At 44.7% G+C, this 24,099-nt stretch carries 24 protein-coding genes; 19 read left to right on the top strand and 5 right to left on the bottom strand.

Annotated elements, in window-relative coordinates:
* Positions 1-229 precede the first annotated feature (229 nt).
* The 5 genes from FHS68_RS15135 to FHS68_RS15115 all read left to right on the top strand — a co-directional run bounded on the left by FHS68_RS15135 (position 230) and on the right by FHS68_RS15115 (position 4,860).
* Positions 230-1,183 (top strand): GAF domain-containing protein, encoded by a 954-nt coding sequence (locus tag FHS68_RS15135; protein WP_167271567.1) that lies wholly within the window; start codon positions 230-232, stop codon positions 1,181-1,183.
* On the top strand, positions 1,180-2,226 hold the full coding sequence (locus tag FHS68_RS15130) for a sensor histidine kinase (protein WP_167271565.1): 1,047 nt from the start codon (positions 1,180-1,182) through the stop codon (positions 2,224-2,226). Before FHS68_RS15135 ends, FHS68_RS15130 begins: the two co-directional genes overlap by 4 nt.
* Positions 2,223-2,996, top strand: coding sequence for a LytR/AlgR family response regulator transcription factor (locus tag FHS68_RS15125; protein WP_167271563.1), 774 nt, complete (start codon positions 2,223-2,225; stop codon positions 2,994-2,996). The genes FHS68_RS15130 and FHS68_RS15125 overlap by 4 nt, the downstream gene beginning before the upstream one ends.
* 134 nt (positions 2,997-3,130) lie before the next feature.
* Positions 3,131-4,114: a bestrophin family protein gene (locus FHS68_RS15120; protein WP_167271561.1), complete on the top strand. Its 984-nt coding sequence runs from the start codon at positions 3,131-3,133 to the stop codon at positions 4,112-4,114.
* Positions 4,115-4,119: 5 nt separating this feature from the next.
* Complete coding sequence (locus FHS68_RS15115; protein WP_167271559.1) at positions 4,120-4,860, top strand: LCIB family protein; 741 nt, start codon at positions 4,120-4,122, stop codon at positions 4,858-4,860.
* Here FHS68_RS15115 and FHS68_RS15110 read toward each other — a convergent pair.
* The 3 genes from FHS68_RS15110 to rluF form a co-directional block, all read right to left on the bottom strand.
* Complete coding sequence (locus FHS68_RS15110) at positions 4,836-7,025, bottom strand: alpha-galactosidase (RefSeq protein ID WP_167271557.1); 2,190 nt, start codon at positions 7,023-7,025, stop codon at positions 4,836-4,838. The two genes, FHS68_RS15115 and FHS68_RS15110, sit on opposite strands and share 25 nt — an antisense overlap.
* Positions 7,026-7,094: 69 nt before the next feature.
* On the bottom strand, positions 7,095-7,799 hold the full coding sequence (locus tag FHS68_RS15105; protein WP_167271555.1) for a hypothetical protein: 705 nt from the start codon (positions 7,797-7,799) through the stop codon (positions 7,095-7,097).
* A gap of 149 nt (positions 7,800-7,948) precedes the next feature.
* Positions 7,949-8,695: a 23S rRNA pseudouridine(2604) synthase RluF gene (rluF, locus tag FHS68_RS15100; protein ID WP_167271552.1), complete on the bottom strand. Its 747-nt coding sequence runs from the start codon at positions 8,693-8,695 to the stop codon at positions 7,949-7,951.
* Between the two features lie 105 nt (positions 8,696-8,800).
* Between rluF and FHS68_RS15095 the strand changes: the two genes are divergently transcribed.
* Both FHS68_RS15095 and FHS68_RS15090 read left to right on the top strand, forming a co-directional pair.
* A complete protein-coding gene (locus tag FHS68_RS15095) occupies positions 8,801-10,099 on the top strand; it encodes an acetylxylan esterase (RefSeq protein ID WP_167271551.1) in 1,299 nt (432 codons plus the stop codon).
* A gap of 29 nt (positions 10,100-10,128) precedes the next feature.
* Positions 10,129-11,433 carry a Gfo/Idh/MocA family protein gene (locus FHS68_RS15090; RefSeq protein ID WP_167271549.1) on the top strand — a complete coding sequence of 435 codons (1,305 nt, stop codon included), beginning with the start codon at positions 10,129-10,131 and terminating at the stop codon, positions 11,431-11,433.
* A 284-nt stretch (positions 11,434-11,717) separates the two neighbouring features.
* Here FHS68_RS15090 and FHS68_RS15085 read toward each other — a convergent pair whose 3' ends face one another.
* A complete protein-coding gene (locus FHS68_RS15085) occupies positions 11,718-12,074 on the bottom strand; it encodes a hypothetical protein (RefSeq protein WP_167271547.1) in 357 nt (118 codons plus the stop codon).
* A 168-nt stretch (positions 12,075-12,242) separates the two neighbouring features.
* On the bottom strand, positions 12,243-12,569 hold the full coding sequence (locus FHS68_RS15080; protein WP_167271545.1) for a tetratricopeptide repeat protein: 327 nt from the start codon (positions 12,567-12,569) through the stop codon (positions 12,243-12,245).
* A 96-nt stretch (positions 12,570-12,665) separates the two neighbouring features.
* Between FHS68_RS15080 and FHS68_RS15075 the strand changes: the two genes are divergently transcribed.
* The 12 genes from FHS68_RS15075 to egtB all read left to right on the top strand — a co-directional run bounded on the left by FHS68_RS15075 (position 12,666) and on the right by egtB (position 24,092).
* Complete coding sequence (locus tag FHS68_RS15075; protein WP_167271542.1) at positions 12,666-13,403, top strand: electron transfer flavoprotein subunit beta/FixA family protein; 738 nt, start codon at positions 12,666-12,668, stop codon at positions 13,401-13,403.
* A gap of 37 nt (positions 13,404-13,440) precedes the next feature.
* Positions 13,441-14,415: an electron transfer flavoprotein subunit alpha/FixB family protein gene (locus FHS68_RS15070; RefSeq protein ID WP_167271540.1), complete on the top strand. Its 975-nt coding sequence runs from the start codon at positions 13,441-13,443 to the stop codon at positions 14,413-14,415.
* A 229-nt stretch (positions 14,416-14,644) separates the two neighbouring features.
* Entirely contained in the window at positions 14,645-15,238 is a 594-nt protein-coding gene (locus tag FHS68_RS15065; RefSeq protein WP_167271538.1) for a bifunctional nuclease family protein, read from the top strand.
* A 129-nt stretch (positions 15,239-15,367) separates the two neighbouring features.
* Positions 15,368-16,246 (top strand): cell division protein FtsX, encoded by an 879-nt coding sequence (locus FHS68_RS15060; protein ID WP_167271524.1) that lies wholly within the window; start codon positions 15,368-15,370, stop codon positions 16,244-16,246.
* Positions 16,247-16,292: 46 nt separating this feature from the next.
* Positions 16,293-16,508, top strand: coding sequence for a DUF3098 domain-containing protein (locus FHS68_RS15055; protein ID WP_167271522.1), 216 nt, complete (start codon positions 16,293-16,295; stop codon positions 16,506-16,508).
* Positions 16,505-17,284 (top strand): undecaprenyl-diphosphate phosphatase, encoded by a 780-nt coding sequence (locus tag FHS68_RS15050; RefSeq protein ID WP_167271520.1) that lies wholly within the window; start codon positions 16,505-16,507, stop codon positions 17,282-17,284. Before FHS68_RS15055 ends, FHS68_RS15050 begins: the two co-directional genes overlap by 4 nt.
* 34 nt (positions 17,285-17,318) lie before the next feature.
* The gene (gene truB / locus FHS68_RS15045) at positions 17,319-18,014 is read left to right on the top strand and encodes a tRNA pseudouridine(55) synthase TruB (RefSeq protein WP_167271518.1); all 696 of its coding nucleotides are present in this window, start codon (positions 17,319-17,321) and stop codon (positions 18,012-18,014) included.
* Positions 18,015-18,017: 3 nt separating this feature from the next.
* The gene (locus tag FHS68_RS15040; RefSeq protein ID WP_167271516.1) at positions 18,018-18,944 is read left to right on the top strand and encodes a bifunctional riboflavin kinase/FAD synthetase; all 927 of its coding nucleotides are present in this window, start codon (positions 18,018-18,020) and stop codon (positions 18,942-18,944) included.
* A 75-nt stretch (positions 18,945-19,019) separates the two neighbouring features.
* Positions 19,020-20,402, top strand: coding sequence for a mercuric reductase (locus FHS68_RS15035; protein ID WP_167271514.1), 1,383 nt, complete (start codon positions 19,020-19,022; stop codon positions 20,400-20,402).
* 18 nt (positions 20,403-20,420) lie between these two features.
* Positions 20,421-21,377, top strand: coding sequence for an ABC transporter ATP-binding protein (locus tag FHS68_RS15030; protein WP_167271512.1), 957 nt, complete (start codon positions 20,421-20,423; stop codon positions 21,375-21,377).
* On the top strand, positions 21,377-22,954 hold the full coding sequence (locus FHS68_RS15025) for an ABC transporter permease/substrate-binding protein (RefSeq protein ID WP_167271510.1): 1,578 nt from the start codon (positions 21,377-21,379) through the stop codon (positions 22,952-22,954). The genes FHS68_RS15030 and FHS68_RS15025 overlap by 1 nt, the downstream gene beginning before the upstream one ends.
* Positions 22,935-24,092, top strand: coding sequence for an ergothioneine biosynthesis protein EgtB (gene egtB / locus FHS68_RS15020; RefSeq protein WP_167271508.1), 1,158 nt, complete (start codon positions 22,935-22,937; stop codon positions 24,090-24,092). Before FHS68_RS15025 ends, egtB begins: the two co-directional genes overlap by 20 nt.
* Positions 24,093-24,099 lie beyond the last annotated feature (7 nt).

Here is a 24,099-nt window from a genome sequence, read left to right as displayed (position 1 = left end):
AACTGAAAAAAAGAATGGTGAAGCGGTTAATTGTATACCTTAAACCGACAATGGTTTGGTGAACCTGAGCATGTGTACCCTAAAATTTGCCAACCATCTAGTGATACCGAATAATCATTTGGAAAAGAGAAAAAACAGAGGTTAATCAATAGTATTATTACTACTTTTTCTATGTATAATTGCAATACTACTAAATACCCTCTGGATAATTACTTAAAGATACTTTTCAATGAAACCGTTGAGCCTCTTGATTGTAGCTATCCGAAAGGAATGGCTTAATCTTTTAGAAGATTCCTTGAAATATGCAGGCTATCATTTTCAGATTAAACAGGTTGAATCGAAGCAATCTGCAATCAAAGCATTTTATGAGTCGAAATACGACTTGCTGATTTCCAACTGCATACTCCCCGATGGTACCATTACGGATCTTGCCAATGTACTGGGCAGCCAGCTTCCCTGCCTCATCATGTCGGAACGACATTGCCCGGTAACAGCCGACAAGGTTTTGGCCGTGAATGAAACAACTTACTATATCCATTGCTCCAATAAATTGGGATGGATCCCGGCATTGGAAAACACGCTGGCTGTGTGGCGAAGTAATGCACAGCAAAAGATCAATGCGCAATTGCAAAGCAATGACCACTTTCACAAAAAAGTGCTTGCAAGATGTCAGGACATTATCGCTACCGAACCTGAGGAAGAATCAATTACCCTCATATTTGAACTATTGCTTGACGTATTGGACCAGAGCAGGGTTTCCCTGTGCGTTCCCTATATCCTTTCCGATGGCAGCCTTGAAATTGTCATAGAAAAAGAGGTGATTGGCCCGGGCGTTTCGCTCAAACATTCATTTTCGCAAAATCCACTCGAAATACCCTATTTTAATCGCTGGAAAGCGATGTTAGAAAAGGGAAGAGTAGTCGTTGAACTGGCTTCGGACCTGCATTCTAATGAGAAACAGTGGCTGTCTCGTCATGATATACAATCAATGGTAGCGGTTCCGATCCGCATACAAGGCGAATGGGTGGCTTATATTGCCCTGGAAGATACCATGAACGGCAAAGAATGGTCAGTAGCAGAAATTGAATTGCTTGTTTCGGTCGCTGATCTGATCAAAAAAGAATTCCATCCTACCAAAAAATCGGCCCGGCTTGATCCCGCATTCCTAACAAGCCCGGCATGAGCCCAGAGCTGAATTACCGGAACGGGATGTCGTTGGGTTGGCGTCTCTGTTTTATACTAAGTCTTTTTGCTACCATTCCGAGGCTGATCTTCGTCTGGCCGTCTATATTTGAGCATGCCGAAATTGGTACGGGGATCCTCGATATCTGCATCCAATTTATCATCAGTTTCGAATTTGCGTGGATGTTTATGTACATCTGCCTGCATTATACCTATCAAATGCCAAGCTGGTTCAACCGGCAAAATGCCTGGACTCAGGGCGGGCTGATGATCGCGCTTTTTTTTGCGATCAATGAAATTCTTTTTCAGCTTAAACTGGCCCTCGACGATAATAACAACGATATGCTGGTATTTCGCGTCGTATATTACCTCTACCATATCCTGCTTTTGCTCGCCATCCTTGGCTTTCGGAATTTTTTGCTGACCACACAGGAAAACCATCGGATCGGTCTTGAAAACGAGCAGTTGAAAAGGGAACAGCTAAAAGCCCAGCTGGAAGCATTAAGAAACCAGCTGAACCCGCATTTTCTTTTTAATGCACTCAACATTCTCAATATTTCCATCGCCACAAATCCCGACTTGGCACAGCGCATCGTGCTCGATCTGTCAGACATTCTTCGCTATAACCTCAAAGTCCAAAACCAAAGCCTGATCCTGCTTACCGACGAATTGGCGGCAGCAAGGGCTTACCTGGACCTTTATAAAGCGCGTTTCGGCGAAAAAATCGCATTCAACTTTATCGATGCCGAAACCAGCAAGCAATGGTATATTATTCCTTTGTCACTGCAGCTTCTCATTGAGAATGCTATCAAACACAATGTCATCAGTTCCCAGCATGTACTTTTTATTGAAGTAAAATTGAATGAGGAAGAAAAGCAGGTGATCGTGATGAACACCCTTAACAAAAAATTGAATGTTGTAGGAACGGGCATCGGCTTGCAGAATCTGGACAAACGCTACAAGATCCAAACCGGGCAAAAGCCACTTTTAATCGAAGATGAACAACAATTTATAGTTAAAGTACCCTTGATTGAAGCTCCATGACAAGAATTCTGATCATAGAAGACGAACAGCCTGCCGGGGAATATCTGACGCAGCTTATCCAGAAAGTGGACCCAAAAACGGAAATATTGGACGTGCTGGAAAGTGTGCAAACCGCCGTGGAATGGCTCAGCAATTACCCGGTGCCTGACCTGATTTTCCTGGATGTGCAATTGGGCGATGGTACTTGTTTTCAGGTATTTGAGCAAATATCCATTGGCTGTCCCGTGATTTTTACAACGGCGCATGACGAATATGCATTAAGGGCATTCAAGCTCAACAGCATTGACTATCTGCTGAAACCAATCCGCCAGGAATCGCTGAAATTCAGTTTGGACAAATACTATCAACTGAATGAGGAGAATGCAATCAATAAAGTGAAATACCTTGAAGAGCTGATGCATACCCAGATCCTGAACCGAAAAAGTCCCCGCAGAAGCTTCCTGGTGCCGTATCGTGACAAACTTATCCCATTGAAAGACGCAGATTTTGCCTGGCTGACGATCCGCAACGGGATGGTGGTGGCGACATTGCACGATGATAGGAACTTTGTCATCGACAAATCTTTGGAAGAACTTGAAAACCAGCTCGATACAGGCAATTTTTTCAGGGCAAACCGCCAGTTTATCATATCCAGGCAATGCATTACCGAGATTGAATTGTATTTCAATGGCCGGCTTCTGGTGAGGACGTCCCCGGCTTCAACCAACCAGATCCTGATCAGCAAGGAACGGGTACCGGTTTTTAAGAAATGGTTTGAAGAGCAGGCTTAACAAGTTTAGGCCCCTGCTTTCAACCCCTGATTTGTCCGCTTTATTTCTGAAATTTTCAGGTTCATGCCTACCGGATTGAAATCCTGGTCAAAAATGAGAAAATTGGACTTTCGTTTTAATTCTGTTTTGCCAATATGTATACCGCCCGTGAGATTAAGCTCAGCATCGTCTGGTCTTTTGCCTGGAAAATAATCCTGTTTTTCTTCATCTACTCTCTGTTTTTGTGTTGCATCAGCTTCTTTTCGGGCATAACCCTCGGAATTTCATTTGTACCCATCGGATTAATCGGTACGGCCGTTGCATTTTATGTGGGTTTTAAAAACAATTCATCTTACGAAAGGTTATGGGAGGCGCGCAGGATCTGGGGCTCGATTGTAAACGCAAGCCGCACCTGGGGCACTTTCGCCTGCAGTTATGTCCACTCCGAAGATCACCATGCATTGAAAACGCAGCTCATCCACCGGCACATTGCCTACGTAAATGCGGTACGGTTGCAACTCCGGGCGAAAAGCGTTTGGAATGACGCCAATTCTACCGCCCATGCAGTGGTGAAAGAACATCTGGTTGAAACAGAAGAAGGATTGAAGGAAATGCTGAACCGGCTATTGCCGGCCGATGAAGCAGCTTATGTTTTATCCAAAAAAAATCCGGCAACGCACGTAATGAAAATGCAGGGTAAACAATTGGACGATATTTTCATGAGAGGGGAAATCAGAGAACGCTTCTATTTTCAGATGATGAATGTGGTACAGGAATTCTACAGTCAGCAGGGCGCCGCGGAAAGGATTAAGAATTTTCCTTTTCCGAGACAATACGCGTATTTCAGCAAGGTATTCGTGTGGCTTTTCGTCCTGATCCTGCCTTTCGGACTGATTAATGAATTTGCAAAACTGGGCCCGGGATATTTGTGGTTTGCCATTCCAAGTTATATTGTGATCGCCTGGGTATTTTACACCATGGAAGTCGTGGGCGATACCAGTGAAAATCCTTTTGAAAATGCGATCAACGACATTCCGATGACTGCTATTTGCCGCACGATTGAAATTGATCTGCGTGAAATGCTGGATGAAGGGTCAATTCCCGCGCCTGTTGCTGCTGTCAACAATATATTAATGTAAGCCTTATGCTCGAAAAAGTACAAAAACACTTCCCAAACGCAGTCCCTTCCAGCGATTTTGTCTTAAATATTTACAAATCGCTGACTCCCTACGAACTGACGCCCGATAAGATCATGCTCGCGCATTCGATCTGTTCGGACGATGTGAATGCAATTGAATATCCGGAGGAAGGCAGGCAAATGCTCGGCCCGTTCAATATGGGCGGATTGAACGGCTATCCTTTTACCGGACTTACCGGAATGTCGGCATTTGCGCACCACGTTCCGGACGAAGGCGCCGCCATGATTTTTTATGCCCCGCATATCGGTGTAAGCGAAAGTGGTGAGCTCGGCAAGATCATCCGTGTTGGCCAGGAAGAAGAATCAAGCTGCTGCGGCGCGGCCGTTCTGGCACTTAGTCGTCTGAAAAACAATGAGATAGTACCGGGTGAAAAACCTGCGGACGATTACCAGCAACATTGTCTTCAGGAATTTTTGTACGAACAAAAGGACCGCGTACTCAATTCACCCAAGCCCATTAAAGAAGCCACGGAGGTTATCCTTGAACAATCAGGACAACTGATCGACCGGCTGATCGAAAAAACGAGCTTTTCCGGAAAATATCTGTTCGTGATTGGTGCAGTCATTATCAATACCGACTGGCATTTCGGCTCATTCCTTGAACTTCGCAGGTTTGAAGAATGGGACATTCAAACCCGGAAGAAAATCAGGGACATCCAACATTACTCCATCACCAGCCAGGTGTAACCCTTCGCCGGAATATTCACGGTGAGGGTTACATCGTAATTCCGGTCGACCTTATACGTTTTGGCCGCACCTTCCTTTTCGCGAATTTTGAGCATGTCATGTTTGCCCGAATAATAGACTGGCAGTTTGATGATTCTGGAAATGGCATCATTCAAGGGATTGTAAAGCATAACCAGTCCTTTCTCTTTCAGATTAGGGTTTACATGCATAATCCCGTCCCAATCGCGACCGTCAGCCCTTCGCAAATGGAGCAGATCTGAATTCAGGATATCCCGGTATTTTTTGTACCAACTGATCACTTCAGAAACTTTATTACGTGTTTCGTCAGTATCATATAACCTCGGCCCCCGGTAACATGCCTGGATTCCAGCGCCATAGTATTGCATCATCAACTGTTCGTACGCATCAAGGTGTTCTGAAAGTGGTTCGAGGATTGCGTCGTCGGTTCCGCCCTGGTATTTGGTTAAGGGTACAAATCCCCAAACCATGGAAGGCGTTTCATTCCAGGTTGCATCAAATATGTTCTGCCGGTTCAGGATCTTCTGTTGATCTCGTGAGAGTGAAAAATTGACTTCCCGGTAACCTAATGCCACTTTATGGGTACCGTCAAGAAAGTACCAATCCGGCGCATTGACATAAATACCATTTTCATTGCACCAGCGATAAAGCCCTTTTTGCAACTCCATTTGCCGCCATTGTGAGTCATGCAGACCTGCGTGGCCCGGATGAGTGGTGGAAGCGCAAACGTCTCCGGGATAAGGCCCGTCATTTTCAAAAATATTAAAACCCGTAAATGTCATGAAGTATTTGAGCTTGTCCAGATAGGCCAATCCCCATTTGCTGCCCATGCATGGCGCATTTCCAAAGAAAGCCCCGCCAGGTTTGCCTGTTTTTGCATCGATCACATCGTCTTCATCGCTGATGCGCCTGGAACTGAATAAAGAATAACTGCCGATGAAAATCTGCTTGCTATGCGCGTAATCGGCTAGTTCTTTCCATTTTTTCACGTTGGCCATGGTTGTATCTTCCATTTTGCAATGACTTCCAAAACTCAGGATCAATGCTTCGTAACCCGTTGCGGCACATTGGTCGATAGCAGTACGGACTTCCTGATCGTTTTTGCTTACCAAATGCATGAATATCGGGTTGCTGGTTGTCCAGGGAGCAATCGTGCGATACATTTTACGGATCGCCAGCCCCTTTCGCTCCCGATCGTAACTATCCTGCAAAAGTTCATAAGTTCTTATAGATTCCAGCGATTCCCCTTTTTTCAGGATCATGCCCATATCTCTGGCGGGATGCACTTCGAGCAAACAAGGTGTCTGAAAGTCGTAGTTAACCTGTGAAGTATAAGTAGGATCCGTTTTCCAATTGGTAGCCTGGTCACTCAGTGAATACCGCATGGAGTTATTAAAAGCAAAATTGTTTTCGACGTAAAGTCCATTGGGTTTTGCCATTTTTGCTGGACTTCCTACTACCGCACTCTCCTCCTCTGTAACCGCCAGAATTTCATTAACGATCTGATCGACCGTCAATAAGCCTGCCGTATTATTCTGGACTGTCACCCATTTGCTAATTAATGGTAGGCCGTCGTAGATGGAATAATGCACGGCTATCTGCAAGCCCTGCAAAACCGGCAATGTGGATTTATAATTGAATGTGATCGTTTTGCCCGTCGCCTGATTTTTATTGCCGGTCCACATAGCAGTTTTCCAGTTCAGGTAAGGCTTGATTTCATCGATTTGAAAATCAATGTAATGGAAGGCGCTGTCCAAAGATTTCAGCCCGTCCACCCATTCAGCAAGCAGGTAACCGTTTTCCTTTTGACCATATAACCCTCCAATGCTGTAATTGCGACCATTAATGACGACGCGCGCCTCCGGCTTCACAGCCCTGAGCAATTGCTGCCCATTGGAAAGGTTCGTAAAATCCGTACAGGCCAGATCAGGCACCAGTCTGAACGTTCTTTTTAGCAAACCATTAGTCAATACCAGGTTCTTACCATCCGCTGACTTATAGATCAGCGCTTTTTCCCTGACCGGCGTGATCAGCCAGTCAGCTTGCGGTTTCTTACCGGCTTGCGGATTCCAGACAGGTATATTTTGAGCAAATAAATTTGAAAGGGTACTTAATGTGAAGAAAATAAGGATTGCTGTTGGTTTCATGGGTCAGGATAGAAACCGGAAGATAATGCACTTAGGCTTCCCTAACCAAATTTTAGGCGGCAGGCTTACCTAAAATGTAGCGCAAAATTCAAGCGTGCGGATGAGGTCAGCCACTTTTTCAAGGTTAATATCATTTTCCTTCAAAAAACTGCTGATTTCACTTTTATTGGATGGAAATATTTTCATCAAACCAGGACGGTTTGCAGGGTAAAACCTTTTGTTGGCATCAATTAAAAAATATGACGCACGCCGGCCCAGAACCACTTTGTCCCGTCCTTCCAGAAATTGAAACTGGCCGTTTGCATTTGTATACGAAGAATAGCTTGCAATAGAAGACGTGGAAGAATATTGATCATAAGACGCATACTTTTCATTTCCCATTCTGATCAGAACCAGTTTCTTGCCCAGCTTCACTTTCCCATATTCGCCTGTTACCTGAATGTGCCCGTTACCTTTGAGGAAATAGTAAAGTTTGTCTGAAACAAGAATCCGGTCGATATAGGCTGTTTCGGTTAGAAGCATTGTATCCTTATTTGGCGCTATGAACATTACCTCGCCGTGAATGTAGCTGTAATTGAACTTGGCTTTGGAACTTCGGCCTCCCCGGAAAAAAGCCTCTCCATCCATGAATTGTTCGTACTGATACCGATCGGCATAAGGCATGATCTTCGCTAAATCGCTTCCGTTCTTGACCTTGTACACCTCTGCTTTTTCCTGTGCGAAGGCGGCATTGGAAACTATTAGCGAAAACAAAATGCCTGTCAGGACTTTCATTGCAGCTTCGTTAGGAAATGTCTGTCAATATTTCATCATAAATTTAGACAAATACGGGATATATTTTTTCTTTCTTTTCTCAATTACCGTCGGCTGAAGCCGACGGTAATTGAGAAAATCAGGCTTAAGCTGACGGCAATTAAGAAAACTTATTCCTCCCAGGCTGCGAGCTGAGACCCTTCTTCTGTTTTTATTGAATTTTCAACTGCCGCATTGATTTCCAGCATTTCAGTTTCTGTTAAATCCCGCCATTTTCCCACCGGCAGGTCTCTTAAAGAAACATTCATGATCCGCACCCGCCTTAGCTTGGTCACATTGTAACCCAGATATTCACACATTCGCCGGATTTGCCTGTTCAGGCCCTGGGTGAGGATGATCGTGAAAATATGACTACCGTCTTTTCTTACAAAACATTTTTTGGTAATGATATCCAGGACAGGAACGCCTGAAGACATTTTCTGCACAAATTCCGGGGAGATCGGTTTATCGACCGCTACCACATATTCCTTTTCATGGTTATTTCCCGCACGGAGTATTTTATTGACAATGTCGCCATCGCTGGTCAAAAATATCAATCCTTCCGATGGCTTATCCAGGCGTCCAATTGGGAATATGCGTTCGGGATGGCGGATATAGTCAATAATATTCCCCTTCACATTTCTTTCCGTGGTACAGGTTATGCCGATGGGCTTGTTGAAAGCGATATACACGGCCGCTTTCTTTCGTTTCAGCGGTTTTCCGTCAACCCTTACGTCGTCTGCTGCCGAGGCCTTGTCTCCTAGAACTGCTTTTCGCCCGTTAAGCGTCACACGGCCCAATTCCACCAGCTTGTCGGCCTCCCGTCTAGAACAGAAGCCTGTTTCACTGATAAATTTATTGATGCGTGTTAACTCCATTTAAATCGTAAAAATTATTCTTTAAAATCAAAGATTCAGCCCTTTCGCCCCTTTAACTATCGGTAACATATTTATTTAAAAGTAAGATAGAATAATTGCGTCTATATGAAAAATCGTTTTCTGCTCAGTCAGTTCCTTTTCTGGGTCACCATCATATCCATTCATGCCCAGCCTGTAAGGCGACCGGTTGAAGTAATCGTCAGCACCGACCATGATGACTGGACTTATAAAACAGGCGAAAAAGTGCAGTTCACGGTACAGGTTTTAAGAAATGGAAATCTTGTAAAAAATGCTGCATTGCGCTACGAGATCGGTTTGGAAAAACTCGACCCAACCATTAAAGAGACAAAAACTGCCGCAGATGGTAAGCTGACCATTGATGGAGGAACGCTCAAAACACCTGGTTTTTTAAGATGCATTGTCTGGGTAAATGTCGACGGCGGCGAGTTCCGCGGACTGGCAACAGCCGGATTCGAACCATTGAAAATCCAGCCAACTGTACCAAACCCGGAGGATTTTGACACATTCTGGGACAATGCAAAAAAGGAATTGGCAGCCGTGCCGATGGACGCTAAAATGACCTTGATCCCTGAGCGCTGCACCGAGAAAACCAATGTATATCATCTCAATCTTCAAAACAATAAGCCAAATGTGCGGGTTTACGGCATCCTGAGCATTCCGAAAAAAGAAGGAAAATATCCAGCGTTACTTCGCGTGCCTGGTGCGGGCGTGCGGCCCTATTATGGCGATGTGGTAACTGCTGATAAAGATATTATCACATTGGAAATAGGCATCCACGGCATTCCAGTAACAATGGACCTATCGGTATATACGGATCTTGGACAAGGGGTTTTAAATGGTTATCCGGCTTATAATATGGACGATAAGGACCGTTTCTATTTTAAAAGAGTGTATCTGGGCTGTATAAGAGCCAATGATTTTTTGGTTAGCCTTTCGCAATTTGATGGCAAAAATCTGGCGGTAACCGGGGGCAGCCAAGGCGGCGCCTTATCGATCATCACGGCCGGTCTGGATCCGCGTGTAAAATGGCTTGGCGCATTTTATCCTGCATTGAGCGATGTGACAGGGTATCTGCAGGGACGCGCAGGGGGCTGGCCGCATTACTTTGATAAAAATGGGGTGAAGGTCAACAATACCAAGGAAAAACTGAATACAGTATCTTATTACGATGTGGTGAATTTTGCGAGAAGGGTGAAAGTGCCTGGTTTGTACATTTGGGGCTTTAATGATGAAACCTGCCCTCCTACTTCCATGTACGCTGTATACAATGTCACCACGGCTCCCAAGGAATTGAAGTTATACCTGGATACAGGCCACTGGACTTATCAGGAAGAAAAAGATATGATGAACAACTGGCTGATTGAAAAGCTGAAAAGCAAATAACCTGTAACCCAAGATATTCTGATCATTTTATGGACCGTCGAACATTTATTGAGAAATCGGCATTAACCGGTGCTGCCTTTTCTGCGTTGCCCTTATTAACAGCATTAAAAAGGGCCGCACCCTACCGCACCGCATTGGTTGGAGCTGGCTGGTGGGGTACCAATATCCTGCGCTGCGCCATGCAGGCAGGCGAATCCAAACTGGTTGCCCTTGTCGATGTAGATGAAAATCAGCTTAAAACCTGCTCCGACGTAATGTCAAAGCTTTCGCCTGATAAACCGAAGCTGTACCGCGATTACCGTGAAATGCTCGCCAAAGAAAAGCCTGAGATTGTCATTGTGGCCACGCCCGATCATTGGCACCCGTTATGCTGCATTGCGGCCATAGAAGCAGGCGCACATGTGTATGTGGAAAAGCCGATTTCACATACTATAAAAGAAGGCCGCGCGATGGTCAACGCCACGCGTAAACATGGCAAAATCGTGCAGGTAGGTACGCACAGAAGGGTTTCGCCTCATAATATTTCAGGTCAGGAATTCCTAAAATCCGGAAAGGCTGGTAAGATTGGAATGGCGCGCGCATTTGTACATTATGGTGGCGGACCGGGCCAAAAAACGCCCGACGCAGAAGTGCCTCAAGGGTTGGATTGGGATTTTTACTGCGGGCCTGCGGCATTGGTACCCTATAATAAAACGATTCACCCGAGAGGCTTCCGGGGTTATCTCAATTTTGCAAACGGAACTTTGGGCGATTGGGGTATTCACTGGCTCGACCAGGTACTTTGGTGGTCGGAGCAGAAATATCCCAAGAAGATCTATTCAACAGGTGGTCGCGCAATCAGGCAGGATAATACCGATGCCCCTGATCATCAGGTAGCTGTGTATGATTTCGATGGTTTTACGCTGGAATGGGAACATCGGAACTTCGCAGCAAACAACGCCGAGAAAACGCATCCGCAGCAGGCAGTTGGCGTTTACTTCTACGGCACGGAGGGAACATTTCACATGGGCTGGCTCGATGGATGGACATTCTATCCAACTGATCCCAAAAAACCCGTCATACACCAGGACGCCCAGCTAAATAAGCCTGATGACCAGAACATTGCGCCGTTATGGGCTAATTTTCTGGAATCAATTAAAACCAACAAACCACCAATCTGCGAAATCGAAGTCGGCCAAAAATCGACCAATGTTGCTTTGCTGGGAATGCTATCTTACAAACTTGGAAGAAGCATTGTCTGGGATGGCGAAAAAGAAACAATCGAAGGAGATCCCGAGGCCAATAAGTTGCTGAGCAGGGAGTATCGGGGGGAATGGAAGTATCCGGCGGTTTAGGAAGGGGCAGGGTGGTCAATTGTTGTCATTTATTGTCAGGAGTGGTCATTGGTAGTGTTTGTGCGGGATAGTTCGCGGTTATTCGGAATGGTTAGGAGTTGTTCAGAGTGGTTCGGGGGTTGTTTGGAATTGTAATTTTTGAATGGGTACAAAAAAGGTCAGGAGCTGTTAATCGACGATCAACAACTCCTGACTATTCATGACAATATCTGACTACAAACGACAATACCCTAACAACTTCGAACCCTATTCCGAACAACAACATCCGAAAAGCCCCCGCGTTCTTAGTCAATCTTAACGACTTCGGCCGGGATGTTATATTGTTCAATCACCTCACGGGTAAATCTGACGTGACCGCGCGGGGCCATTAGATACAATTTAGCGCCCTTCATTCCGGCAAGTTCGCTCAACAATTTCCATTTGGAAATGTTACCGCGCAACTGGTCCGTTTTCATTGAAACTTCCAGATAATGTCTGTTGAACATATTTACGCCCGTCACATCCGGGGTAAATTTGAGGTTGTCGGCAGCTCTTTCGTAGGATTTGGGAACTTCGTATCCCTCAAGGTTAGCCTGAATTTCCTTAAACCCATGAGCCTTTGCCCACTTTACTACAAGCGGAATAAATGATTCCCTTTCCATAAATGATGAATATTTTTTGTCCCCGTCAACAACGAACTCACTCTAAAAAAATCAAGCTTAACTGAGCAGAGGATTTAAGTTTTGCCTGAAACAGGCTGGCAAGTCGTGTAAATATGATGGAAAGGTACAGGATTTTGTGCTAATGAGCAAATATCGGGCATAAATCGGTTAGTCGTCCAGCTCATCCAGGAATGCATTATACGCCCTCATCAATTCCTGCTGCGTCTTCACATTACCCTGCAAACGTGCCAGTTCAATACCTCTCTGATAAATCCTTTCCGCCTTTTCTATTTTCTCCTGCTCGGCAAAAAAAGCCCCTGCATGATAATATGTGGCCAGGTAATCAGGATGTTTATTTAAAAGGATGTCAAAAAAATCCGCCGCTTTTCCTTGATTAATCTTCGCATAGGCGATGGCGAGGGCATAAATGTTGAAGGGATCGTCGGGATCTTCTTCGTAAAAAGTCACTAACGTTGAGAGGAAAGAACTGTCCATTTTGAAAATTATTATGCTTGCATACTGTTTGTATTTCTTTTAATTTGCCCGAACAAAGTTAGTCCCATAAACTCAAAAATACGTAACCAAATCATCATGAAAATACTGGTTTGTATATCCAATGTCCCCGATACGACTGCCAAAATCACCTTCACCGACAACGAGACAAAGCTTAACAAAAACGGCGTACAATTCATCATCGGGCCATACGACGACTATGCCCTTGCCCGGGGTGTTGAATTGAAAGAGCAGTTCGGCGGATCGCTGACGGTGCTTCACGTAGGAGAAGCTGATGCAGATCCCCAAATCAGAAAAGCATTGGCCATTGGCGCGGATGATGCCATAAGGATCAATGCGGAATCTTTGGATTCCTACTACACAGCAGTTCAGATCGCCGAGGTAGCAAAGCAAAATAGCTATGACCTTATTCTGATGGGCCGCGAATCCATCGACTATAACAGCGGCGTTGTACATGGACTTGTGGGGGAAATGCTGGACATTCCCTCCTATTCGCCGGTTATGAAACTGGATATTGAAGGCAGCGAGGTAACGATCACCCGTGAAATTGATGGCGGTAAGGAAATCTTGAAAGCACCGTTGCCGCTGGTTCTGGGATGTCAGGAGCCAATCGCTGAATGGAAAATCCCTAATATGCGCGGGATTATGACGGCCCGGACGAAACCTTTGAATGTAGTAGAGCCTGTCAGCATGGAAGCGTTGACAGCTCCTGAAAAATATGCATTACCTGCGCCGAAAGGAGCCTGCAAAATGATTCCCGCCAGCGAGGCTGAAACCCTGATCCGTCTTTTGCAAACCGAAGCAAAGGTTCTTTAAACAGGTATCCCATCAAAAACCTTAGAATAGCAATCATATGTCAGTCCTTATATATGCTGAACTGGACAACGGTTCGATCAAGAAAACATCTCTGGAAACAATAGCTTATGGCGTAAAGGTGGCAGCAGCAACTGGTGATCATGCCGTTGTGTTGGCTATCGGTTCTGCCGAAAAAAGGGAGCTTGAAAAAGCCGGGCATTATGGCGCGTCCAAAGTGCTGCATGCGTCGGAAGAAAAGTTAAAACATGAAAATAGTTTGGCTTATGCCGATACGCTTGTCCAGGCTGCTCAGCAAGAAGGCAGCAAAGTGATTATTTTATCCAAATCCGGCCTGGGCGACGCCGTTGCGGCCCGTGCGGCGGCAAAAATGAAGGCCGGCATCGTTTCGGGCGTGACCGCATTGCCCGAGATTGGCGAAACGTTTAAGGTTACCCGGAGTATTTTTACAGGTAAAGCATTCGCGGTCACCGAAATAAAATCTGATATCAAAATTCTGGTAGTCAGAAAGAATGCAATTGAATTGGATGAGTCATCGGTGGCGACGGTGCAGGCTGTTGTTGAACAATTCGCGCCGAAACTCGCAGATGAAGCTTTTAAGGCAACTGTGGTCAACGTGGAAAAAGCCAGTTCCGAATTATCCTTGACCGAAGCGGCGGTTATCGTATCCGGCGGGCGTGGAATGAAAGGCCCGGAGCACTGGCAACCGCTCATTGATTTTGCCAAAGCCCTCGGTGCGGCCACAGGTTGTTCCAAACCTGTTTCAGATCTCGACTGGCGTCCGCATCATGAGCATATAGGCCAGACCGGCATTAAGGTAGCGCCCAACTTGTACATTGCCTGCGGAATTTCGGGGGCAATTCAGCATCTGGCGGGCGTGAATGGTTCGAAGTGCATTGTGGTAATTAATAAAGATCCGGAAGCACCCTTTTTCAAGGCAGCCGACTATGGGATTGTCGGCGATGTTTTTGAAATCCTGCCCAGACTGACCGAGGCGGCAAAAACTTTAAAATAGGCGCATATTGCCCATTTTAATTATTATCAGAATTATTTCCTAAGATTAAACTGATAAAAATGGCTTCTAAATCAGTTATTTAACCCGATTTGTTTTCCCGAAGCAATTACCGAGGCAAATGTTAACCCGTACTGCATTTTTTTATGCAGTACGGGTTATTTATTTTTGCAACTTTGTTCAAGGCATTACTCACCACAACCGTTGCTCATTCTTGCGGATTTAGTTAAACGTGAAAAAAATTAAGTTAGAAATTCTGGGACTTTCACCCAGCCAATCTCAGGCAGGTTCTTTTGCATTGGTGCTGGGAGAAGAGTTAGGCAATCGCCGCTTACCGATCATCATTGGTGTGTTCGAGGCGCAGGCAATTGCTGTTCAGATTGAGAATATTATACCCAACAGGCCAATGACGCATGATCTGTTCAAATCATTTGCCGACGGAATGAATTATACATTAAAAGAAATCGTCATTTCGGATCTCAAAGAGGGCATTTTTTACGCCAAAATTGTTTGCACGGACACGCTAAGAGAAGTGGAAATTGACGCAAGACCTTCCGACGCCATCGCAATTGGTTTGCGATTCGCCATTCCGATTTATACCTATGAAGCCATTTTGTCCGAAGCTGGGATAGTATCGAGCTCGCTGACGGACGAAGAAGACGAGGACGATGATGCTGTCCGCGAAACGATTAAAGCATCCGGCTCCAAAGATCAGCTCCGCGACCTTCCTTTTGACGAATTACAAAAAATGCTCGACGACGCACTTTCCAAAGAAGATTATGAGAAGGCAGCGAAGATCCGGGATGAGATGGGAAGAAGAAATTGAAAACATTCCTCTTTAAGTTAAAAATAGTTAAGGATTAGCCCAAATCGGCCTTTTTGAATTTTTAATCCTTATTTTTGCCACATACCGTTCCCGCAACTTCAATTAACATAAGCGAAATCTTACGCTGTTATGGCCAAAAAAAAGAAGATTGGAAGTTACCCCAATGCAATGATTGTGATGAGCCTGACCGCCGCATTATTTTTAATTGGTTTTTGCGGTTTACTCGTTATCCAATCCAAAAAACTGGTTTCCGTTATTCGCCAGAACATTGAGGTAAGGGTATTTTTGGATAAAGAAGGAACAAAATCTGCCCAGGATTCCATCCTGAATGTTATACAAGGGAAGCCGTTTGTGCTGAGCTCCACCGAAGTGAAACCCATCACATTCGTTTCCAAAGAAGAAGCTGCCAAAGAATTTATAGAAGGTACCAAGGAGGATTTCGCCACTTTTTTAGGGGAAAATCCACTGCGAGACAGTTACCGTGTCAAAATCAATGATGATTATTTTGAAGAAGCTAAGTTACAGCAGATCAAAAAAGAATTGGAACAGATCGGGGGCGTGTATGAGGTTGTTTACCAGGAGGATCTGGCCGACAACATTAATAGGAATGTTACTAAAATCTACACTGTGTTGGCCAGTTTTGCGCTTGTCATGCTCATTATCATTGTGTTGCTGGTCAACAATACGATCAAGCTCGCCATTTATTCCCAGCGTTTCCTGATCAGAAGTATGCAGCTTGTGGGCGCTACCAATGGATTTATTCAAAAGCCGTATGTGATTAGAGGTGCGATCCAGGGTCTTGTAGGTGGACTTTTGGCAGCCCTGATGCTACTTGGTTTGCAGCAACTTGCCGTGCGTAATGTCGAAGGTCTAGCGATGTTGCAGGAATATAATAAAATCATTCTTCTAGTCATCTCGGTACTTTCACTGGGAGTTCTTATTGGTGTAACGAGCACTTATCAATCACTGGCGCGTTATCTCAGAATGGCATTGGATGATTTGTATTAATCTTTATCCTGATTTTAAGCATTTAGAAATATTAAATAAAAAAGTGATGAACAGCAAAAAAGAAGAACTTCCTTTCTCTTCGGCAAATTACACCATGATGTTAATTGGAATTGCCTTGATCCTGGCCGGTTTTTTGATCATGACCCTGGATACCACCGAATTTGGGTTTGGCTTTTTGGGGCTGACGCTCGGCCCGGTTGTTACCGTTTTGGGCTTCATCGTTGAATTCTGGGCGATCTTACGCAAACCTGCTAATTCATGAGTATCTGGCAGGCCATTATTTTAGCAATTGTTGAAGGAATTACCGAATTTTTGCCCGTCTCTTCTACTGGCCATATGATCATCGCTTCCTCTTTCATGGGGATCAGTCATCTGGAATTCACTAAAATGTTTACTGTAAACATCCAGTTTGGAGCCATCCTTTCCGTATTGGTACTTTATTGGAAACGTTTCTTTCAAACCACCGATTTCTATTTCAAGCTTGCAGTAGCATTTCTCCCGGCTGCCATTATCGGCTTTTTGCTAAATGATTTTATTGACGCATTGCTGGAAAATGTCATTGTGGTTGCGGTTTCGCTGTTGATTGGAGGTATCATTCTTCTTTTTATTGACAGAATCGCAAATGACAAAACCGAAGAAAAGGAAATTACCTATTGGACCGCTTTGAAGATTGGGTTTTTTCAATGCATTGCAATGATCCCTGGCGTTTCCCGCTCGGCATCAACCATCATTGGCGGAATGCTTCAGGGATTGTCGAGAAAGCAAGCGGCTGAATTCTCATTTTTTCTTGCAGTACCCACAATGGCTGCTGCGGGTGGATATAAGTTGCTGAAAACCTATGATAGCATCAAGCAGGAAGACATTCAGACGCTTTTAATCGGTAATCTGGTTGCATTTGTCGTTGCCATGCTGGCGATTAAGTTTTTTATTAGTTTTTTGACCAAATATGGTTTCAAAGTCTTTGGTTACTACCGCATTATCCTTGGATTGATCCTGCTGAGCCTTCTGGCGTCTGGATATAAGCTGGATATCGTCTGATCCCCGCCGCAGATTTTTACTAACATTTCCGCGATTGACTAACGAAAATAACATACCGGACGAAGGCGAGGTCATTCTGATTGACAAGCCTTTGACCTGGACTTCCTTTGATGTAGCCAATAAGCTTAAAAGAGCTTGCAAATTCAAGAAAATAGGCCACGCCGGAACCCTTGACCCGCTTGCTACCGGACTTCTTATTCTTTGCACTGGAAAGAAAACAAAGCAGATCGATACTTACCAGGCCCAGGAAAAGGAATATACGGGCACTTTCATCCTGGGTAAAACAACTCCGTCGGTTGACCTGGAAACTGAATTTGACGCCGAATATCCAACCGAACACATTACCCCAAAAACCCTTGAAAATGCCCGTCTGCAATTATCGGGCAGCATTGAGCAGGTACCTCCAATTTACTCGGCGGTACGTGTGGACGGCGAGCGGCTTTACAAAAAAGCAAGACGCGGGGAGGTTGCCGAAATCAAAAAAAGGAATGTCGAGGTTTACCTTTTTGAGATTGACAGCCAGAATTTTCCCTCCATCGATTTTAGGATCATTTGTTCAAAAGGTACTTATATTCGCAGCATGGTTCGTGATTTCGGCCAGTTGGCCGGGAGCGGCGCCTATCTGAGCGCATTATGCAGAACAAGGATTGGCGCCTTCGAACTCAAAAATGCTTGGAATCTCACCGAGTTCATTTATCAGAAAAGAATAGCATTGCAGTTAGAAGTTTGACGAATGAACATATACCATAGCCTGGATTCCTTTGATAAGCTGGAAAATGGCGTCGTAACCAGTGGCACTTTTGATGGTGTACATTTGGGGCATCAAAAAATACTATCACGTCTCATTGAAATCAGCGAACAATCGGGAGGGGAATCGGTGGTGCTGACTTTCTGGCCGCATCCGAGAATGGTGGTATCCGAAGACAGCCAGGCACTTCAGTTACTGTCCACAATCGATGAAAAGATCGAGATGTTTTCGAAGTTAGGTATACACCATTTGGCGATCATACCATTTACCCGCGCTTTTTCAGAACTATCTTCCGATGAATTTATTCAGCAAATCCTGGTCGATAAGATTGGCACCAGGAAGCTGGTGATCGGTTACGACCACCGCTTTGGCCGGAACCGGGAGGGCAGTTTTGAATTTCTGCAAAACAATGGATCAAAATTTGGTTTTGAAGTGGAAGAGATTTCGCGGGCGGACATTGAACATATGGCAATCAGTTCCTCGCGGATCCGTAAGTCGCTGGTCACCGGACACATCCATGAAGCGAATGAATTGCTTGGACGGCCCTATACGCTTGCAGGGACTGTGGTGAAAGGCAAGCAACTCGGCCGGACCATTGGCTTTCCCACGGCCAATCTGCACTTGCATGAATCGTATAAGCTTGTACCCATGAACGGGGTATACATCATTCATGCCGTGCACAATGGTAACCGATACAAAGGCATGCTGAACATAGGCGTCCGCCCAACCCTGGATGGTACCATGCGCACGATTGAAGCACATTTGTTCGATTTTGACCAGGAAATTTATGGAGAGGATTTGCAATTAGAGCTGCTTCACTATCAGCGGCCTGAACAGAAATTTGACGGATTGGATATGCTAGTAAAGCAAATCAATGTGGATAAAGAAAATACCCTGCGTTACTTTTCTTAGGGGATATCGATCTCAAAAATGCAGAGCGTGACCTTACCGGCACGCTTTTATTGTTTTATCAACAAATTCAACACCATGAAATATTACGACGCAATCGTTATTGGGGCTGGCCAGGCAGGAACTCCGCTGGCTAAAAAATTGGCTGGCTCAGGATTAAAAACCGCATTAATTGAAAAACGTTGGCTTGGCGGTACCTGCGTCAACGACGGTTGCTCCCCTACCAAAACCATGATCGCTTCTGCAAAAGCAGCCTGGTCAGTCGAACATAACAAGAGCCTTGGCGTGGATTCCGGAAACGCAAAAATTGATTTTCGAAAAATTCTTGAAAGGAAAAATGATGTCGTCAAAAAAATGAGGAGTGGCCTGGAAAAAGGTGTTTCAGAAACCGAAAACCTGGACTTAATTGAAGGCGAAGCAAGCTTTACATCTGAAAAAGAGATTATCATAACCTTGAAGACTGGTGGCACAGAGGTAGCGAGCGCTGAAATGTTTTTCATCAACACAGGTGAAAAACCATCTATTCCTGACATTGATGGCATAAGCGATATTGACTATCTGACCAGCACAACCATTATGGATCTGGAAGAAATTCCGGAGCATTTGCTGGTATTGGGTAGCGGTTACATTGGGATGGAATTTGGGCAAATGTTCAGGCGGTTTGGAAGTAAGGTAACGATTCTCGAACCCTCCAAACGTATTCTTAAAAGAGAGGACAATGATATCGCTGAGGAAATCACAAAAATCCTCGGCGCAGAAGATGTCATCATTGAGACTGAAACCAAAGCCGTCGCTTTTGAAAAAAAATCAGGTCATATTCTGGTAACTATTGAAAAGAAGGGTGAAAAAAGCAGTCTCTCCTGTTCCCATATTCTGGTGGCAACCGGCCGAAAACCACAATCAGAAGCATTGAACCTAAATGCTGCGGGTATTGAAACGGATGAAAAAGGGTATATCAAAGTCAATGACAGGCTGGAAACTTCTGCCAAAGATATTTATGCAATGGGAGACGTGAAAGGAGGCCCCGCATTTACGCACATTTCCTATGATGATTATAGAATACTCGTGGAAAACATCATTGAGAAGGGAAATGCGAGTATCAAAAACCGCATTTTACCTTACTGTATGTTCATTGATCCGCAGTTGGGCAGGGTTGGGATCACGGAGCAAGAGGCCAAGAAACAGGGACTGGACATTAAAGTGGCTGTTTTAAAAAACGAAAGCGTTGCCAGGTGCATCGAAACCGGCGATGAACGCGGCATAATGAAAGCTGTTATTGATGCAAAAACGGGTAAAATTTTAGGTGCCTCCGTACTTGCGGAAGCAGGCGGCGAAGTGGTTACCATTTTGCAAATGGTAATGATGGGCGGAATTACTTATGAACAAATAAAAGATTGTGTGATCGCGCACCCCACCTATGCCGAATCGCTGAATAACCTTTTCATGACGCTGGACCAATAAACCGATTTCAATATTTGTATGATCGTTGCCGAAAAACTCAGTAAGAATTTCAATGATATACAGGCAGTTGCTGACATTTCCTTTACGGTAAAAGAAGGTGAAACGATGGTCCTGCTCGGCACCAGCGGTTGCGGAAAGACCACGACATTAAAAATGATCAACCGGCTTATTGAGGCTACTTCCGGCAGCATTTCGATCAACGGGCAAGACATTTTTCAGCAACAACCCGAAATATTAAGACGTACAATCGGATACGTTTCCCAGAACAATGGCCTTTTCCCTCATTATACAGTTTCCGAGAATATAGCAGTCGTCCCTCGCTTATTGGGATGGGATAAGGTGAAAATCCGTGAACATGCAGAAAAATTGCTGGATCAACTGAAACTCCCAGTGGCGGAATTTGGCGATAAATATCCTGATGAATTAAGCGGCGGACAAAAGCAGCGGGTTACTGTTGCACGGGCGCTGATCTCGGATTCGCCGGTACTATTAATGGACGAACCATTTGGCGCATTGGACCCAGTCACACGCGCAGCCGTCCGCAAAGAATTCGTGAACCTGCCCGAACTGAAAAAGAAGACGATCATTCTCGTGACGCATGATGTGCAGGAGGCTTTTGAAATGGGTGACCGGATCTGCCTGATGGATAAGGGCCGGATTGTGCAATCAGGCGACGCCAAAGACCTATTATTTCGTCCTGCCAATGACTTCGTACGTTCTTTCTTCGAAAATCAGCGATTATATCTTGAACTGACGGCTCTGAAATTTGAAGATATATGGCATTTGCTGCCCGTTTCAGATAGCATGCCTGATAATGTATTGGAAAGCAATCAGAGTTTGTGGCAAGGGATGGAGTTGCTTTCACAGCGTAACGTAAAGGAGATAGCTATAAAGAATCTGCAAAACGGCGAAGTCAGAATTGGAACCCAATCATCGATTCAAACTGCCTTCAATCAGATAAAAAATAACATTTAATGGAGACCAGTCAAAGCTTATGGGGTTTTATGGCGCAACAGTCGGATAAGCTGTGGAGCCAGACCCTCGCGCACATTGGGCTCACCTGCATTTCACTTTTAATCGCGGTAATTATTGGATTACCTCTTGGCATTTGGATTGCCCAGAAACGTAAGGCGGCCTGGTTTATCTTGGGATTTGCCGGAATCCTACAAACCATTCCCAGCATTGCATTGCTTGGTTTTATGATACCATTGTTGGGAATTGGCGCATTGCCTGCAATTACCGCACTTTTTATGTACGCATTGCTTCCAATCATCCGAAACACTTACACGGGAATCATTGGTGTGGATGCGGCTATTACCGAATCGGCACGGGCAATGGGAATGAATAAATGGCAGGTACTTTTTCGCGTGGAATTGCCTTTGGCGATGCCTGTGATTCTTGCGGGGATTCGAACCGCAACGGTGATTAATGTGGGTGTGGCCACATTGGCGGCTTACATCGCTGCGGGTGGCTTGGGTGAATTTATTTTTGGAGGTATTGCATTGAATAACACCAATATGATCCTGGCTGGCGCGATTCCTGCTGCATTACTGGCTATCTTTTTTGATTTTCTACTTTCCCGGATACAGAAGGCCAATGTAAAACGAATGCGCAAAGTGTCAGTGATTTTACCTGCGCTACTTTTAATCCTTTCATCTTTTTACATTATTCCTCATACCAAAAATCAAATACTCGGCGGCTTCACGCCGGAGTTTATGGGTCGCGAGGACGGTTATTTGGGTTTGAAATCAAAGTATAATTTAGATATTCCAACTGTTGTGATCAGCGATGCGGTAATGTATAAGGCCGCTTTTGAAAACAAGATTGACGTGATCAGCGGGTATAGCACCGATGGGAGATTGAAGGCCTATAACCTGATTACGCTGAAAGACGATAAACATATTTTCCCGCCTTATTTTGCCTCTGCTGTTATCCGGGAGGATATTCTAAAAAAATTTCCCGAACTCCAACCGACATTGGAATTGCTTTCCGGGCAAATTAATGACTCGGTGATGACGGATTTAAACTATCGGGTAGACTACCTCAAACAAAGCCCTGAGAAAGTGGCGCATGATTTTCTTTTGTCCAAAGGGCTTTACAAAAAGCCTCTAAATGGAAATAAGGGTACTATTAGGCTTGGTTCGAAGATTTTCGCAGAGCAGTACATCCTTATCCAGATGTTTAAAGAATTGATTGAAGGGAATACCCAATTAAAAACAGTCAGCCAAACCGGTCTCGGCGGGACAAAAATTTGCTTTGATGCTTTGACAAACGGTGAAATTGATATGTATCCTGAATATACCGGAACTGGATTGCTGGTTTTGCTTAAACCTTCCTCAGCAGTGATGGAAGGGCTGGCTGGTGATCGGGAGAAAGTGTTTGAATATGTAAAAGCTCAATTTCTAACCCAATATAAACTGCGATGGCTCAAACCGATCGGATTTAATAACGCATATGCGTTGATGATGCGAAAAACGCAGGCACAATCCTTGAATATTAAGACGATTAGTGATTTAAAAATACATTCATCTAATGAAAACCAGCAGCATTAGGGAAGCTTATAACAGTGTTAGAAAATATTCCGAGCTTATTTGCGCCCCACTTGAAACAGAAGATTATGTACCGCAGCCAGTTCCATTTGTAAGTCCTCCGAAATGGCACCTAGCTCATTCAACATGGTTTTTTGAAACATTTATCCTTAAAAATTTCCTGCCCAATTATCAGGTTTACGATCCCGATTTCAACTACCTTTTCAACAGTTATTATAACAATGTCGGAGAACGCACCCTCCGAACTGACAGGGGAAATGTTACGCGGCCAACGACGAAAGCTGTGTATGCATACCGCCAACATGTGGATCGATGTATGGATGAGCTTTTGGAAAAACTGGACGATCCACAGGCGCTGACATTGGTAGAATTAGGGCTTCATCATGAACAACAGCATCAGGAATTGTTGGTAACTGATATCAAATACATTCTGGGTCACAACCCGTTATTTCCTGTTTACAAATCCGGCCATAATCTGGTAGATTCCACCAATACCGAGTCCGGCTTTTTGAAAATCCAGGAGGGCGTATATGATGTTGGGTTTGCAAGTGATGGCTTTTGTTTTGATAATGAGCTTGGTGCCCATAAAGTCTATCTGCATGAATTTGAGATCAGCAAAGCGCTGGTAACCAATGAGGAATATCTGGAATTCATGGAAGCTGGTGGCTACCAGGATTTTAACCTTTGGCTCGATGAAGGCTGGTCATGGGTGAATGAACATGCGGTGAATTCGCCCATGTATTGGCATAAAATAAATGGTGTTTGGCATTATTACACGCTGGATGGATTGCAAAAAGTGAATCCTAATGCAATGCTTAGCCACATCAGCTTTTTTGAAGCCTCTGCTTTTGCCCAATGGAAACAAATGCGACTGCCGACGGAATTTGAGTGGGAGATTGCGGCTGTCAACCTGGATTGGGGGAAACGGTGGGAATGGACAAACAGTGCCTATCTGCCTTATCCTGGCTTTACCAAAGCGCCCGGTGCGGTGGGTGAATACAATGGTAAATTCATGATCAACCAAATGATACTGCGCGGCGCGTCCGTGGGAACTTCTCCCGGTCACAGCCGGAAAACGTACCGAAACTTTTTTCATGCCCGGGAGCGCTGGCAATTCACTGGCATCAGGTTGGCTAAGTAATTGATAT

The organism is Dyadobacter arcticus (genome assembly GCF_011762185.1).
Taxonomy (GTDB): Bacteria; Bacteroidota; Bacteroidia; order Cytophagales; family Spirosomataceae; genus Dyadobacter; species Dyadobacter arcticus.
Note: the sequence above shows the minus strand (reverse complement) of the source record. Positions and strands in the feature narration are given on the sequence as shown.

Excerpts from the sequence above, each read along its gene's own strand:
- FHS68_RS15105 (WP_167271555.1), bottom strand. The coding sequence starts at position 7,799 with ATGAAAGTCCTGACAGGCATTTTGTTTTCGCTAATAGTTTCCAATGCC.
- FHS68_RS15090 (WP_167271549.1), top strand. The coding sequence starts at position 10,129 with ATGGACCGTCGAACATTTATTGAGAAATCGGCATTAACCGGTGCTGCC.
- FHS68_RS15130 (WP_167271565.1), top strand. The coding sequence starts at position 1,180 with ATGAGCCCAGAGCTGAATTACCGGAACGGGATGTCGTTGGGTTGGCGT.
- egtB (WP_167271508.1), top strand. The coding sequence starts at position 22,935 with ATGAAAACCAGCAGCATTAGGGAAGCTTATAACAGTGTTAGAAAATAT.
- FHS68_RS15070 (WP_167271540.1), top strand. The coding sequence starts at position 13,441 with ATGTCAGTCCTTATATATGCTGAACTGGACAACGGTTCGATCAAGAAA.
- rluF (WP_167271552.1), bottom strand. The coding sequence starts at position 8,695 with ATGGAGTTAACACGCATCAATAAATTTATCAGTGAAACAGGCTTCTGT.
- FHS68_RS15135 (WP_167271567.1), top strand. The coding sequence starts at position 230 with ATGAAACCGTTGAGCCTCTTGATTGTAGCTATCCGAAAGGAATGGCTT.
- FHS68_RS15055 (WP_167271522.1), top strand. The coding sequence starts at position 16,293 with ATGAACAGCAAAAAAGAAGAACTTCCTTTCTCTTCGGCAAATTACACC.
- FHS68_RS15050 (WP_167271520.1), top strand. The coding sequence starts at position 16,505 with ATGAGTATCTGGCAGGCCATTATTTTAGCAATTGTTGAAGGAATTACC.
- FHS68_RS15085 (WP_167271547.1), bottom strand. The coding sequence starts at position 12,074 with ATGGAAAGGGAATCATTTATTCCGCTTGTAGTAAAGTGGGCAAAGGCT.
- FHS68_RS15030 (WP_167271512.1), top strand. The coding sequence starts at position 20,421 with ATGATCGTTGCCGAAAAACTCAGTAAGAATTTCAATGATATACAGGCA.
- FHS68_RS15040 (WP_167271516.1), top strand. The coding sequence starts at position 18,018 with ATGAACATATACCATAGCCTGGATTCCTTTGATAAGCTGGAAAATGGC.
- FHS68_RS15095 (WP_167271551.1), top strand. The coding sequence starts at position 8,801 with ATGAAAAATCGTTTTCTGCTCAGTCAGTTCCTTTTCTGGGTCACCATC.
- FHS68_RS15035 (WP_167271514.1), top strand. The coding sequence starts at position 19,020 with ATGAAATATTACGACGCAATCGTTATTGGGGCTGGCCAGGCAGGAACT.
- FHS68_RS15120 (WP_167271561.1), top strand. The coding sequence starts at position 3,131 with ATGTATACCGCCCGTGAGATTAAGCTCAGCATCGTCTGGTCTTTTGCC.
- FHS68_RS15025 (WP_167271510.1), top strand. The coding sequence starts at position 21,377 with ATGGAGACCAGTCAAAGCTTATGGGGTTTTATGGCGCAACAGTCGGAT.
- FHS68_RS15075 (WP_167271542.1), top strand. The coding sequence starts at position 12,666 with ATGAAAATACTGGTTTGTATATCCAATGTCCCCGATACGACTGCCAAA.
- FHS68_RS15110 (WP_167271557.1), bottom strand. The coding sequence starts at position 7,025 with ATGAAACCAACAGCAATCCTTATTTTCTTCACATTAAGTACCCTTTCA.
- FHS68_RS15125 (WP_167271563.1), top strand. The coding sequence starts at position 2,223 with ATGACAAGAATTCTGATCATAGAAGACGAACAGCCTGCCGGGGAATAT.
- FHS68_RS15080 (WP_167271545.1), bottom strand. The coding sequence starts at position 12,569 with ATGGACAGTTCTTTCCTCTCAACGTTAGTGACTTTTTACGAAGAAGAT.
- FHS68_RS15115 (WP_167271559.1), top strand. The coding sequence starts at position 4,120 with ATGCTCGAAAAAGTACAAAAACACTTCCCAAACGCAGTCCCTTCCAGC.
- FHS68_RS15060 (WP_167271524.1), top strand. The coding sequence starts at position 15,368 with ATGGCCAAAAAAAAGAAGATTGGAAGTTACCCCAATGCAATGATTGTG.